This is a genomic window from Streptomyces sp. NPDC102462, from assembly GCF_044765425.1.
In the GTDB taxonomy this organism is placed as follows: domain Bacteria; phylum Actinomycetota; class Actinomycetes; order Streptomycetales; family Streptomycetaceae; genus Streptomyces.
The window spans coordinates 81250-94321 of the sequence record NZ_JBIWKB010000028.1; the positions used below are offsets into that span (position 1 = coordinate 81250).

The following is a 13072-nucleotide window of genomic DNA, read 5'->3' on the forward strand; positions in this document are numbered from 1 at the left end:
CGCGATTCCAGTGCCCGTGACGCGCTCTCGGTAGTGGCACCGCATCACGTCCGCACCATGACATTCCTGGCAGGCATGCATGACGCAGTGTCACTGGCCCACCCGAAGCTCCGCACGGATACTGGCTGAACCATGTCTGACATTACCGAGCCGATGACACAGGGACGCCTACGCCAGCTCAACCTGATCATGTTGCTCCCGGTGCTCACTACCAGTGGAGTCCTCCTGGTGGCGCTGGACGCCGAGTCCTGGTCGGACGCTGTGGTCCTGGGCCTGGGGGTGCTCGCGGCACTGGTGGCCTTCGTATCCTGGGCGGCCGGCAGTCTGGCCCGGGCCGCCGCGGCGTGCCTGTTCCTCACCGCGGGCGTCTGGCTCTTCGGTGTACTGGTGGCCGGGAGCGGGAAGGCGATCTTCGGCCTGTCCATCGTGGGCCCGTTGGTCGTGTCGCGGCTGCGCCGCCATCGGGGCGCGGCCGCCGTCGCCCTGGTCGCCTACGTCGCCGTCGTCGGCGCGGCACGCCTCCTGATGACGGACGACGACCCGCGCGACGTGCTGATCACATATGTCATCATCCCCGCGGGCGTCACCGCCATCGTGACGGGGCTGATGTTCCCCAACAAGCGGTTCTACGACGTGGTCCAAGACCTGGAGGAGTCGCGTCGGCATGAGGCGGAGCTGGCCGTCGTGCGTGAGCGTATGCGGTTCGCCAGCGACCTGCACGACATCCAGGGTCACACCCTGCACGTGGTGAAGCTCAAGGTCGCCCTCGCGCAGAAGCTGGTGCACCGCGACCCCGGCCGGGCGGAGCAGGAACTGCGCGAGATCCACTCGCTGGTCGGCGACACCATCACCCAGACCAAGGAACTCGTCTACGCGCAGCGGCGGCTCACCCTCCCCGCTGAGCTGGAGAATGCGAAGAACCTGTTCGAGGCTGCCGGCATCGAGGTACACATCTGCAGCGTCGCGGACACGGACAGGCGCTCGGGCGAACTGCTCGGCCAAGTCCTGCGCGAGACAACGACCAACATCCTGCGGCACGCCCAGGCCCGGGAAGTCCGGATCACATTGTCCGAGTCCGGCATCACCATCGCCAACGACGGCGCACCGGACACGCCGCTCCCGGAACTCAGCGGTCTCGCCGTCCTCGAACAACGCGTGGCCGACAACGGGGGCAAGCTCACAGTGGAGCAGAAGAACGGGCGTTTCCTGACCGCCGCCGCCTTCCCGTCGTCCGGCCCCGAGGCACAGGAGGCGCGATGACCACCGTCGTACTCGCCGACGACGAGGCACTGCTGCGCAAGGCGCTCGCGGCGCTGCTGCCGCTGGAGGGCGACATCGTCGTCCTCGCCGAAGCCGAGGACGGCGAGGACGCCGTCCGCGCCACCCTGCGGTACCGGCCCGACGTGCTGGTCATCGACCTGGAGATGCCCGGCGTCGACGGGCTCGGCGCCGTCTCGGCGATCCGCAGCGTCCGGCCGGACCAGGTGATCCTGATGCTGACCAGGCATGCCCGGCCCGGGGTACTGCGCCGGGCACTGAAGCTCGGCGTCCAGGGATTCGTCAGCAAGTCCGCCGAACCGGCGCACATCACGTCCGTCATCGCGACCCTGCACGAGGGACGGCGCTGGATCGACCCGGACGTCTCCGCACTCGCCCTCATCGACGACTGCCCCCTCACCGACCGTGAGATCGACGTCCTGCGTGCCACGTCCGACGGCTACTCCGCCGCCGACATCGCCGGTCAGCTCCATCTCGCCGAGGGCACGGTCCGCAACTACCTCTCCAACGCGATGCGGAAGACCCAGACCCAGACCCGGCACGAAGCGGCGCGGTACGCCCGCGAACACGACTGGCTTTGACCACACTCGACGAGTGTCACGCCGGAGCCTCTTCGGGCCCGGCTCGAAGTGACCTGTGTCTGTGCGGGTGCTGTGGCCATCGACCCGCCCCCGTGACACCATAGTTGATACGACAACCAGATTTGCGTGGGAGGTACTCCCGGTGAGCAACGTGGAAACACGGTGCCGCAGCGCTGCGGTGCGTTCGTCGAAGGCGACCGGCCGACCGGAGCACCCCGGGCCGGTGCCCTGCCGGCGCGTGAAGCCCCCGGTGAGCCGGCGGTCTCCATCCCCGAACACCACCATCGTCCACGGCACCCGGTCGTGGGTCGCGCCGCGCCCCAGGGACAGCGCTACGCACCCGAACTCGCACAGGCCGTCGGGGCCAGGACTTTCCCGGCGGCCGCTTTTCCGCACCGGCCGCCTGCCGAACGCCGTCGTCACACCGCGCCGGCACCCCTCGACCCGCTGACCCACACCCCACGAAGGGCACACCATGCGCGAGTCGTCCACCACCACGGTCGTCGAGCGTGCCGACGCAGCCCGCAACCGACAGCTCCTGCTGAACACGGTCCGCGAGATGATCACCGAGACCGGCGTGCAGCAGGTGACCATGGACGGCCTGGCCGAACGGGCGGGCTTGGGCAAAGGCACCGTCTTCCGCCGCTTCCGAAGCCGGGCCGGCATCTTCCACGCCCTCCTGGACGACGACGAGCGCGCCTTCCGGGAACGAGTCCACTACGGCCCCCCACCCCTGGGCCCCGGCGCAATGCCGGCCGCACGACTGGTGGCCTACGGCCGTGCCCGCATCAGGTTCCTGGTCACGAACCTGCGGTGGGCGGTCAACTTCGGACGCGGTCGGAGTACCGCCACTTCCCCATTGGTTGACACATCAATTAAATCAGCGGATGATTGACACTCACCGAGCGGCCTGCGCAGGAGCCCACCATGTCGTTCCCTCTCTTCGGACACGACCTCGCCGATCACGACGTGCTGTTCGAGGAGAAGCCCCTCACCTGGGTGGGCGTCGGAACGCGCCGCCCGCAGCAGCCCATGCGGCGGCGCGCGGCGTCGGGCCACCACGTCTGAACTGCTGCTGCACTTCAGGCGGGATGTCGGTCACCCGCACGACCGCCCGCCCCCTACTCCCGTCAGTGGCGATCGGCACCACCGAAGGCACGAAGCAATGGGACATCTACTGGAACGCGACGACGCGCTGGCCCTGCTCGCATCGGAGATACGCAGGACCGCCGGCGGCCACGGCCGTCTCGTCGTATTGCGCGGTGCCTCGGGCACAGGCCGCTCGGCTCTGCTGGAGGCCGCCATCGAGCACGCGAAAGACAGCGGGTTCCGCGTACTGAGCGTGCGCTGCTCACCCGAGGAGACACCGCCGCCTCTCAGCACCGTCTCCCACCTCATGGGTTCCGTCACGATGTCACACCGAGCGGAACCCGACCGGACAGAACAGCCGGATGGCGCGGAGTTCCGGCAGGCACTGCACGCCATCACCGACGAATCTCCGGTCCTGCTGGCCGTGGACGATGTGCAGTTCGCCGACCCGGCATCGCGCAGTTGGCTCACGGAGACGGTCCGCCGCATCGATTCCGCACGGATCCTCCTCGTTGTCACCGAGCGCAGTCAGTACGACATCCCCCTCCCCCCGCCGAGCCTGAACCGGGCGCTGCCGGCGTCCGTGGCGATCGCACACACACTCAGTCCCCTCACCGCCTCCGCCGCATCAGCACTCGTTCGCGCGGCCGCCCCCACCGCCGCGGCCACGTGGGTGGCGGACTGCGTGCGCGCCGGCGCGGGCAACCCGCTTCTCCTCCAGGCCCTTCTGGAGGATGTGGGTGCCGAGTCCTCCTCACCCCTTCCCGAGATGTCCGCCGCTCTCTATCCCGGCTCATACCCGGCGGCCGTCGGCTGGTGGTTGAACAGCGCGGGAGCGGTCACCAGGCAAGTGGCCCGGGCCCTGGCAGTGGCGGAGTACGACGGGCTGCGAGAGCCGGCAGGAGAACTGGCCCGGTTCCTCGCCGCGGCGTGCGGCACCGACCCGGCACGCACCCTGGGCTGGCTCACCGCCATGAGGCGCCTGCGCATGGTTCGCGAAGGAGAGGACGGTTCCGTGCGCTATGCACACCCTCTCCTCCGAGACGCTGTACTGGGAGACTGGCCGAGCGAACGCCGGGAGGCGGTCAGCGGCTCGTTCGCCGACACGATGCTCCGCCGAGGCGACCACGTGGAGGCAGTCGCCCGCCAACTGCTGCGCAGCGGCCCGGTCCGCCAGGGCTGGGCTCTGCGGGCGCTGGAAGACGCAGCGAGCACCGCCACCGGTGGGGACCGCCCCGAGGACGCGATCCGCTATCTGCGCCGAGCGCTGACGGAGACGGACTCCGACACGGCACGCCACCGGCTGCTGAAGGAACTGGGGATCCTGGAGTACCGGCACGGCAACGCATCCGCAGGACTCCAGCAGCTTCACGAGGCGCTTCTCGTGACCGCCGCACCGCAGGACAGGGCCCGGACCGCCATTGCGCTCGGCACCGCGCTGACCGAACGGGGTGAGATCCAGGACGCCGTGGACCTGCTGCGCGAGACGAAACGAGAACTCGGCACGCATCCCGCGGCGGCCTGGAGCGTACAGGCCGCCACTTTGCTGTTGACCGACCGTGATCAGAGCCCGCGGGGGGCGGGGCACCGGAAGATGCTGAAGGACGCCATGCGTGACTGCGTGGCGCCTTCGGCCGGGCGGGCCCTGCTCGTCCGCCATGCCGCTCTCGCCGGAGAGATCACCGCCCAGAAGGCGATGACGCAGATGCGCGCCTTACTGGGCGAGCCCACCGACGACCTCTCGGAGCCCTTCCTCCTGAGCGCCGCGGCCACCGTCGCCCTGTGGGCGGACGAACTCGATGAGGCAGACTGCCTCGCGGAGCGGGGACTGGCGACGTCCTCCTGGATGCGTCTGCACCCTGCCGGACAGGCACTGCACGCGGTGCGGGCCGAGATCGCACTCATCCGGGGGGACTACAAGGGGCTGCTCGCGGACCATGCACAGGACCGGCGGCCGGGATCTTCCGCTCCGGGCTCCTTCGCGCTGCAGGCCCTCACCGAACTGGGGTGCTTCGAGGAGGCGCGACGGCTGGTCCAGGACGGGGATCTGGACCCGGGGGGCGACGTGTGGGAGCTGAGCCGCTTCCGGTACGCCAGTGGTGTCCTGCGAGCAGCTCAGGGCGACGTTTCGGGGGCGTTGCACGACTTCCTCGACTGCGGCCGCCGACTCTCGGCAGCCGCGGGCATGAGCCCGTTTCTCCTGCCGTGGCGTACGGCCGCGGCGATGTGCCGGCTCGCCAGAGGAGACCGCTCTGCGGCGCTGGCCCTGGCACGGGAAGAGCTCCGTCTGGCTCGGGCATGGAACACTCCTCGGTCCGTCGGACGCGCGCTGCACGCAGTAGCCGTCGCGACCGCGGGACGGGACGGGCTCGAACTGGGAGCGGAGGCCGTACGTATCCTGCGGCAGTCCCCCGACACCCGGGATCTGATCTCGGCACTGCTCAGTCACGGTCGGCAGCTGGCTGCCTCGGGCCGGCGGACGCAGGCGCGCGAGCACTATCAGGAGGCAGCCCGTCATGCGGAGCGGCTGGGCTCGGTGCGTCTGCGTACCGACGTTGAGAGGGATCTGCGCACCGTGGGAGTCCGCCGTCCCTCGGCGTCATTCACAGGGTCCGAATCCCTCACGGGAAGTGAGCGCCGCGTCGCCGAACTCGCCGCCCGGGGCCACACGAACACCGAGATCTCCCATCTCCTCCAGGTCACACGACGCACGGTCGAAAGCCACCTGACGAGGAGCTACAGCAAGCTGGGCATCAACGGCCGGGCCGAGTTGCGGACGGCTCTGCGCGGGATGGAGGAAAACCCGTAACACCAGCCGCCTCGGTGCATTCGGCTTCCCGGGCTGCCATGACCTCATCGCCATGCTCGAAGGCCCACGCTCCGACTGCGTCGATGGGCGCCAACAAAGTCCGTCCCAGGGCGGTGATTTGGTAGTCAACGCGCGGTGGCGCTCCGGGGTGTGCCCGCCGGTTCACCAGCCCGTTGGACTGCAAGCGCCGCAGAGTCTCGGTGAGGACCTTGGAGCTGATCCCCCCGATCTGCTCGCGTAGTTCGACCGGACGTCTGGGACCGTCGCGCAAGGCCCAGAGCACCACGGCGTTCCAGGTGTTGGACAGGAGGTCGAAGGCCAGGCGAGCACGGCAGTCGGCGAGGAAAGCGTCGGTCGTCACGTACCACATGGTGCCCGACAGGCCCTCTAGCGTCGTTGCGAATGGTCCAAGCAGGTCGTGGGAGGAAATGCGTGATGAGAATCGGCGTACTGGGCACGGGCAACATGGCGGACGCGCTCGCCACCCACTGGGTCCGGGCCGGGCACGACGTGGCCGTCGGAGGACGGGACATGCACAAGGCGGAGCGACTCGCGACGCGCCTCGGGGGCAGCGCGAAGCCTGTCAGCCTGCATGCGGCGGCCGAGTTCGGTCAGGTGGTGCTGGCCGCGCTGCCCTTCGGCGCCGGTACGAGCGTGGTGCGGGAACTACGAGCGGTCATGGACGGCAAGGTGCTGATCGACTGCTCCAATCCGGTTGGTCCGGGCTTCCGGCTGCTGACACAGAGCGGCCTCTCGGCCGCACAGCAACTGGCCGCGGCGGCACCGGGAACCCATGTGGTCAAGGCGTTCAATCTCTGCCACGAGGACGTGTGGCGTATGTCGCCGCCCATCTTTGACGGGCGGCGACTGGCCGTTCCGGTCTGTGGAGACGACGAAACGGCTCTCGTCCTCGTACACCAGTTGGTGCGGCAAGTCGGCTGCGAACCCGTGGCCGGCGGCTCTCTCGAACGAGCCGGACTCCTGGAGGCGACCGCGGCACTCTTCATCGGGCTATGGATCGGCGAGGGAGCCGATGCCCAAGCCATCGCACCCCCGCTGGCCTATGCCACCGGACCGAGAGACGAGGACCCACAAACCACCGAAAAGACTGTTCGTTAGGAGTGCTCGCCCGTCCCCGGGCTGGGTCCGCCGCGCGGTCCGGCGACGCCGCCGCTCTTCGAACGTGTCCCGGTTTCCGTTACTTGGTCGGCTCCGGCGTGCAGGCGAGGTCCTGCGGGGGGCGTTGCCCAGTGGTCAGGAATGCCGTCACCGTGTCGTTCGCGCACGTGTTGGCGCCGAACGGATAGACGCCGTGCCCGCCCTGGTCGGCCGTCACCATCGTGGCCCGCTCCCCGAACGCGTTCCGCAGCTTCCGGGCGCCGGCCAGCGGTGTCCCCGGGTCGCGTTCGTTCTGCACCATGAGCACGTTCGACGGGCCCCGGTCACCGATGCGCACCGGCGGTTCGACCCGCTTGTCCGGCCAGAACGCGCACGGTCCGATGCTGGCCGTGGACCCGCCCAGCATCGGGTACTTCAGCCGGTCGACCGCGACGTTGCGCTGATAGTCCCGGACCGTCCCCGGCCAGCGTGTGTCACCGCATATCACCGAAAAGCGGGAGGCCATGCTGTTCTCTATGTTCTCCGGCAACGGCAGTGTGGGCAGAGGCCGGTCCCTCTCAAGAGCTTGCCAGGTGGCGGCCAGCAGGCGCAGGGTCGCATCGCTGTAGAGGTACTCGAACGTGAGCCCGCGGAACAACGTCCCGTCGATGCCCTGGACCGGCTTCGCCTCCAACCGCTTCGCGAGGTCGAAGAACTTCGCTGTCACCTGCTCCGGCGTGGTGCCCAGACCGTACTCGGGACGCGCGGCCGCGAACGCCGCGAAGTCCGGGAACCGGTCCTCCATTCCACGCGCGAACAACCGCATGGCCGTGACGTCGTAACCGCCCGGGCCCAGGCTGCTGTCGAGCACGACCCGGTCGCCGCGCTCGGGGAACATCGTCGCGTACACCGCACCGAGGTAGGTGCCGTACGAATGACCGAGGTACGAGAGCTTCGGCTCACCCAGCGCCACCCGGATCCGGTCCATGTCGCGCGCGGTGTTCGCGGTGGTGGTGTGCGGCAGCATCCACGCCGTCCGCGAGCTGGCGCACTGCTCGGCGACGGTCCGCGCGTACCTCGCCTCCCGCGCGACATCGGCCGCGGTGTGCGCGTACGGCGGGAAGTTGCGGCGTGCCTGCTGTTCCGGTGTCAGATCGCAGGTCACCGGCGTGCTGCGGCCGACGCCGCGCGGGTCGAAGCCGATCACGTCGTAGGAGTCCAGCACCTTCTGGGGCAGCCCTGCGCCGGCGAGAAGGGCCGGGTAGTCGAGTCCCGTACCGCCGGGGCCGCCCGGGTTGGTCAGCAGCACGCCGCGGCGCTGCGAGGGGTTCTCGCTCGCCAGTCGCGAGATCGCGATCTCGATCTGCCGGCCGTCGGGATCCCGGTAGTCCAGGGGGACTTCGAGCGTCGAGCACTCAAGACGGGGCGAGGCGATGCCCTCCGGGCACGGGCCCCACCGCACGGTGTCCGGGGTCGTCGCCGACGACACTCCCGGAATCGCGGTCACCGCCGCCGCGGTGGCGGCAAGGGCGAGGGCGAGTGTTCTGCGCATCTGATGTCCTCCTGAAGGGGCGCATGGGGACGCCGGAACGAGGGCTCGGAACGCCCGCCGTCAGGTCCGGCCGGCCCGTGGCGGCCGGCGGACAGGGCCTGGCCGCGTGCCGGATTGCGTCAGGCCGTTTCTCGGCAGCGGATTTCTCCGGAATCACCGGCCCGCCCGGCGTCCGGTTCCCGGTGGGTGTGTGCCCAGCCACCGAGCACCATCGCGACGAGCGCGATGGATCCGAGAAGAGTCATCCGGCCGGCAAGGCCGCCCGGGACCCAGTCGAAGATGCCCCACAGCAGCTCGGAGTCCCGGTTGAGCAGGCCGCGGATCACCGCTGGGGCGGCCAGGGCCGTGATCACCATCCCCACGGCCTCAAGGGTTCCGAAGCCACCCTTGCGCATCGCGCTTCTCCGTCTCGTGTCCGGTTGTCTCGGCACGTGAACGAGTCTGTCCGTGCGGCGCGGCCACGACATCAGCCCGACGGCTCGAAGGGCCTTCGACCACAGGCGAGACGGTCATTCGACTTTGGTCCAGGGCGTATCATCCTTCGGCCCGACTCACCGGACATACGGTGTCGCGATAATGGCCAGGTGGACACGGACGTCGCACCATGGCGAGGATGGTGGCCGCATGCCTGGCGGCTGGCAGCGGCCGCGGCAGTGGGCATACCGGTCTGGCTCGCCACCGGTGTGCTGCTGAAGTGGCAGGCGGCCGAAACGGGCTCCTGGTTCCTGATCGGTGATCCGCTGGTGGCGCTCGGCTGCTTGACGGCGCTCGTGTGGCGGCGGCGGTTCCCGCTCGCCGTCGCCATGACGGTCGCGATCGCGTCGACCGCGTCGGCACTCGCCACCGGCGCCACGCTCGTGGCGCTGGCTTCGGTCTCCACCCGTCGCCGTCCGGTGGAGATCGGGGTCGTCGGGCTGGCCTACGTGACCGCGTCACAGTTCGCCGTCGGTCTCCACCCGGTCCAGGGCCCGAGCCCGCCCAGCCCGTGGTGGGTCCAGCTCGCGTTCTCGGCACTGACCGCGGGCATCGCGGCGGCCGTGGGCATGGCCATCGGCGCGCGGCGTGCCGAAGTGCGGTCCCTGCGGGACCGGGCGGAGAGCGCGGAACGGGAACAGACCGCGCGAGCGGCGCAGGCACGGGCCCTGGAACGCAACCGGATCGCGCGCGAGATGCACGACGTGCTCGCGCACCGGATCTCCCTGGTCGCCATGCAGGCCGGGGTGCTCGACCACCGCGGCGACCTCACAGCCGAGGAGAACCGCATGCTGGTCCGCTCCATCGCCGACAGCTCCCATCAAGCCCTGGAGGAACTACGGGATGTCCTCGGTGTGCTCCGGGCCGACCCGACCCGCCCGGAACCACCACAGCCCTCCCTCGACCGCATCCCCGGCCTGGTGGCCGACGCCCGCGCATCCGGACTGGACGTCGCGCTCACCACCAGTCTGACGGCGGATCCGCCCGACGTCGTAGGGCGAACCTGCTACCGGATCGTCCAAGAAGGACTGACCAACGCCGCCAAACATGCCCCGGGCGCACACATACACATCACCCTCGAAGGAACAGAAGGCGACAAACTGGAGGTCAGTGTCCGCAACTCCCCAGCCATCACAAGAAACGTGCGACCGCCGGCATCGGGATTCGGTCTGCTCGGCCTCGGCGAACGAATCAGCCTCGCCGGCGGAACACTCGACCATCACCCCACGCCCGACAACGGATACATCCTCACCGCACGACTACCCTGGCCGAACCCCACGCACGAAAAGAGAACCTGAGTGGACAGCGAGCGGGAGCCGGTGCGCGTCGTCATCGTCGACGACGACCAGCTGGTGCGCGTGGTGCTGCGGCTTGTCATCGACGGCGAACCGGACCTGACCGTCGTCGCGGAGGCCGCCGACGGGGACGCCGCGATCGCCGTGGTGGACGAGCAGCGGCCGGACGTCGTGCTGATGGACGTGCGGATGCCCGGCCGTGACGGTCTCAGCGCGACCCGGGAAATCCTCACCCGCCGGGTGCCACCCCGGGTGCTCATGCTGACCACGTTCGACTCCGATGCTCTGGTGCTCGGCGCGCTGGAGGCAGGAGCACTCGGGTTCGTCCTCAAAGACACCCCACCGCCGCGGATTCTCGATGCGGTGCGGACCGTCGCGGAGGGCAACCCCGTACTGTCTCCAACGGCCACGGCACGGGTGATCGCCGCGGCCACCGGCCCACGGTCCTCCTACGCTCGCGACTCGACCCGCGAAGCCGCACGGAGACAGCTGGCCACGCTGACCGAACGAGAACTCGAAACCGCCCGGGCCATCGCGGACGGGCTGGGCAACCCGGAGATCGCCCGGAGGCTGCACATCAGCATCGCGACCGTCAAGGCACACACGAGCAACCTGTTCGCCAAGCTGGCGGTCGAGAACCGGGTACAGATCGCGCTCCTGGTCCGCGACGCGGAGGAATGACGGCCCCCGCGACGAGGTGAACCTTGAGCGGACTCAGGCCTTTTCAGCGGCCGGTCGAGCTGCCGGCCACCATTCCCGGGGTGAGCGCACACACCGCCGAGGTGGTCCTCGCCGAGATCGGCGCGGACATCAGCCGCTTCCCCTCGTCCGGCCACCTCGCCTCCCGCTACCGGCGCCTGGTCGGGCGCCGCGGCCGCCGACGGGCGCTGGTCGCCCTGCAGCACTCCATCCTCGTCTCGATCTGGCACATGTTCGCCCGCGACATCGAGTACGCCGACCTCGGTGGCGACCACTTCCTCGAACGCACCGGCAAGACCCGCGCCACCCGCCGCCTGGTCAGCCGGCTCAACCGCCTACCAGGTCAGCCTCCAGCCCGCAGACGCTACGCTCGGCATGCGGCATCAGGGGACGGCGTACCCAGAGACAGAAGGCCATCGCAAGGTCATGACCACGGAGTCGTCCTCGGCGCACCAGGAGTGGTCCACCCCCTGGCCCCAGACGACGTAGTCGCCCTGCCGCTCCAGCAGCACGCTGCGGCCGGGGAACTCCATACGGAAGCGTCCGGTGATGAGAACCAGCAGAGCTGTCCGCACCTCGCCCCGCACCCACTGTGCTCGTTGCTCACCTCGTGGATGAACACCCCATTTCACCTCGACCGCGTCACTGTGGCGGAGATCGCCCTGCTCCATGAAGTGCCCGAGCAGCCACCCCCGGTTCACTGTCGCGTCCTTGCCCGCATTGCCCATGTACACGCCGTCATCCATGATCTCGAACGCTAGCAACCGAGGGGCGGTTCAGACGCGGCACGAGCAATCGCAGGGCCACGGTGGCCACTTGCCGAAGCCCCGGACGGGTTCGCCCCGCCCAGGGCTCCTCCGGCCGGATCGGTCCGAGCAGTACGGTCCAGCGTCCTTCAGCGGGACTCATCGACCAACCGACGCGCGGCCACCTCCGCTCCGTCGGTGCGGAGCCGGCTGGCCAGGGACTTCGCACGCGCCCGGGTCTCGGCTGACAGGGCTGCCTTGAGCGCGATGCCCAGAGATTCGACGGTCGTGGTCGGTGCGTCGAGGGCCGCACCGAGGCCCAGTGCCGCCACCCGGCCGGCCCAGTAAGGGTTGTCCGACAGTTGGAGAGGGATCACCACTTGCGGCACACCCGCGCGGGCCGCCGTCAGCGTCGTACCCGCACCCCCGTGGTGGACCACGGCGGCCACCTTGCCGAACAGGTTCTGATGGCTGACCTCGCCGATGGCGAAGCAGTCGTCCCCGTCGTCCACGAGATCCAGGTCCGCCCAACCGCGGGACACGAGCACGCGGTGCCCCTGAGCACGGATCGCCTCGACGGTCATGCCTCCGATGCCTTCGGCCGGGAACATGCTGCCGAAGCCGACATAGACCGGTGGGGTGCCCGCGTCCAGGAACCCCGCCAAGTCCGCCGGGAGGGGCCGTTCGTCCGCGAGCGTCCATGCGCCTGTCTGTACGACGTCGAGGCCGGGCGTCTCCCGCCACGACCCCAGGACCGGGTCCGCCGCCAGCCACGGACGTTCGGTGAGGATGTGGTCGCGCACGTTGTCCACCAGCGGCAGACCGAGCGCTGCCCGGTGGCTGTTGAGTGCCTCGCCGAACTGCGCGTCGACGTTCTGGGCATCCGACTCCCACAGTGTCCGGTTGTCGGCGGCCTCGGGCTCCGGCCAGCCCGGCCGCGGTGGTGGCGCGTGGTACGGCGACGGCAGATGGACCGCCGCATAGCTCACGTACACGTAGGAGATGCCCGCGGCCTCGGCCACGGATCGCGCGGCGACCTGCCCCAGGCCTGCCGCCACCACCACGTCACATCCGTCGAACGCCGCGGGGAAGGCGTCGAACTGTGTCTCGACCAACTCGTTCCTGTAGCGGGCCAGGTCCTTCGCCGAGGGCAGGGTCTTCCCGCGCATCAACTCCCTGACAGATGGCCCGACCGGCACCAGTTGCACACCGATACCCGCGAGCCGATCGGCGAACTCCTCGTCCGGCGGAGCGCACATCCGCACTTCCGCGCCGAGCGCCCGTAGCCGCACGGCGAGTGCCACTAGCGGTTCGACGTCGCCACGTGTCCCGTATGTGGACAACAGCACCCGCATTCGGTGTCCTCCCTCGTGGGGTCTTCCATGCGTTTCAGTCGTCGTCTCGGTGGTCGTCGGAAATGACCGGCAGCAGTGTAGGCCGCGTGGCGGCCA

12 protein-coding genes and 1 pseudogene are annotated in these 13072 nt (G+C 69.6%); 8 read left to right on the forward strand and 5 right to left on the reverse strand.

Annotation, left to right across the window (positions count from 1 at the left end):
* Positions 1–132 precede the first annotated feature (132 nt).
* From ACIRFL_RS23960 to ACIRFL_RS23980, 5 genes and pseudogenes are all read left to right on the forward strand, one after another.
* Positions 133–1260 carry a sensor histidine kinase gene (locus ACIRFL_RS23960; protein WP_404031797.1) on the forward strand — a complete coding sequence of 376 codons (1128 nt, stop codon included), beginning with the start codon at positions 133–135 and terminating at the stop codon, positions 1258–1260.
* Positions 1257–1859: a response regulator gene (locus ACIRFL_RS23965; RefSeq protein ID WP_404031800.1), complete on the forward strand. Its 603-nt coding sequence runs from the start codon at positions 1257–1259 to the stop codon at positions 1857–1859. Before ACIRFL_RS23960 ends, ACIRFL_RS23965 begins: the two co-directional genes overlap by 4 nt.
* Positions 1860–2334: 475 nt before the next feature.
* A pseudogene (locus ACIRFL_RS23970) lies at positions 2335–2667 on the forward strand (TetR/AcrR family transcriptional regulator); the annotation flags it as partial.
* 119 nt (positions 2668–2786) lie between these two features.
* Positions 2787–2927 carry a hypothetical protein gene (locus tag ACIRFL_RS23975; protein WP_404031802.1) on the forward strand — a complete coding sequence of 47 codons (141 nt, stop codon included), beginning with the start codon at positions 2787–2789 and terminating at the stop codon, positions 2925–2927.
* A 97-nt stretch (positions 2928–3024) separates the two neighbouring features.
* Positions 3025–5757 (forward strand): AAA family ATPase, encoded by a 2733-nt coding sequence (locus ACIRFL_RS23980; RefSeq protein WP_404031804.1) that lies wholly within the window; start codon positions 3025–3027, stop codon positions 5755–5757.
* On the opposite strand, the gene ACIRFL_RS23985 is transcribed toward ACIRFL_RS23980, so the two are convergent.
* Positions 5702–6118, reverse strand: a complete 417-nt coding sequence (locus ACIRFL_RS23985) for a winged helix-turn-helix transcriptional regulator (RefSeq protein WP_404031806.1) — start codon at positions 6116–6118, stop codon at positions 5702–5704. The two genes, ACIRFL_RS23980 and ACIRFL_RS23985, sit on opposite strands and share 56 nt — an antisense overlap.
* A gap of 74 nt (positions 6119–6192) precedes the next feature.
* Here ACIRFL_RS23985 and ACIRFL_RS23990 point away from each other — a divergent pair, with 74 nt between their 5' ends.
* Positions 6193–6876: an NADPH-dependent F420 reductase gene (locus tag ACIRFL_RS23990; protein ID WP_404031809.1), complete on the forward strand. Its 684-nt coding sequence runs from the start codon at positions 6193–6195 to the stop codon at positions 6874–6876.
* 79 nt (positions 6877–6955) lie between these two features.
* On the opposite strand, the gene ACIRFL_RS23995 is transcribed toward ACIRFL_RS23990, so the two are convergent.
* Both ACIRFL_RS23995 and ACIRFL_RS24000 read right to left on the reverse strand, forming a co-directional pair.
* Positions 6956–8407, reverse strand: coding sequence for an alpha/beta hydrolase (locus ACIRFL_RS23995; RefSeq protein ID WP_404031811.1), 1452 nt, complete (start codon positions 8405–8407; stop codon positions 6956–6958).
* A gap of 119 nt (positions 8408–8526) precedes the next feature.
* Positions 8527–8802, reverse strand: coding sequence for a hypothetical protein (locus ACIRFL_RS24000; RefSeq protein WP_404031814.1), 276 nt, complete (start codon positions 8800–8802; stop codon positions 8527–8529).
* Positions 8803–8991: 189 nt separating this feature from the next.
* Here ACIRFL_RS24000 and ACIRFL_RS24005 point away from each other — a divergent pair, with 189 nt between their 5' ends.
* Positions 8992–10179, forward strand: coding sequence for a sensor histidine kinase (locus ACIRFL_RS24005; RefSeq protein WP_404031816.1), 1188 nt, complete (start codon positions 8992–8994; stop codon positions 10177–10179).
* Positions 10180–10857: a response regulator gene (locus ACIRFL_RS24010; protein ID WP_404031819.1), complete on the forward strand. Its 678-nt coding sequence runs from the start codon at positions 10180–10182 to the stop codon at positions 10855–10857.
* A 401-nt stretch (positions 10858–11258) separates the two neighbouring features.
* Here the strand turns inward: ACIRFL_RS24010 and ACIRFL_RS24015 are convergent, their stop codons facing one another.
* Both ACIRFL_RS24015 and ACIRFL_RS24020 read right to left on the reverse strand, forming a co-directional pair.
* The gene (locus tag ACIRFL_RS24015; RefSeq protein WP_404031891.1) at positions 11259–11621 is read right to left on the reverse strand and encodes a signal peptidase I; all 363 of its coding nucleotides are present in this window, start codon (positions 11619–11621) and stop codon (positions 11259–11261) included.
* 149 nt (positions 11622–11770) lie between these two features.
* The gene (locus ACIRFL_RS24020) at positions 11771–12976 is read right to left on the reverse strand and encodes a glycosyltransferase (protein WP_404031822.1); all 1206 of its coding nucleotides are present in this window, start codon (positions 12974–12976) and stop codon (positions 11771–11773) included.
* Positions 12977–13072: the final 96 nt, after the last annotated feature.

Coding starts and splice junctions, on each gene's coding strand:
- ACIRFL_RS24020 (WP_404031822.1), bottom strand. CDS start 12,976: ATGCGGGTGCTGTTGTCCACATACGGGACACGTGGCGACGTCGAACCG.
- ACIRFL_RS23990 (WP_404031809.1), top strand. CDS start 6,193: ATGAGAATCGGCGTACTGGGCACGGGCAACATGGCGGACGCGCTCGCC.
- ACIRFL_RS23980 (WP_404031804.1), top strand. CDS start 3,025: ATGGGACATCTACTGGAACGCGACGACGCGCTGGCCCTGCTCGCATCG.
- ACIRFL_RS24015 (WP_404031891.1), bottom strand. CDS start 11,621: ATGGATGACGGCGTGTACATGGGCAATGCGGGCAAGGACGCGACAGTG.
- ACIRFL_RS23965 (WP_404031800.1), top strand. CDS start 1,257: ATGACCACCGTCGTACTCGCCGACGACGAGGCACTGCTGCGCAAGGCG.
- ACIRFL_RS24000 (WP_404031814.1), bottom strand. CDS start 8,802: ATGCGCAAGGGTGGCTTCGGAACCCTTGAGGCCGTGGGGATGGTGATC.
- ACIRFL_RS23960 (WP_404031797.1), top strand. CDS start 133: ATGTCTGACATTACCGAGCCGATGACACAGGGACGCCTACGCCAGCTC.
- ACIRFL_RS23995 (WP_404031811.1), bottom strand. CDS start 8,407: ATGCGCAGAACACTCGCCCTCGCCCTTGCCGCCACCGCGGCGGCGGTG.
- ACIRFL_RS23975 (WP_404031802.1), top strand. CDS start 2,787: ATGTCGTTCCCTCTCTTCGGACACGACCTCGCCGATCACGACGTGCTG.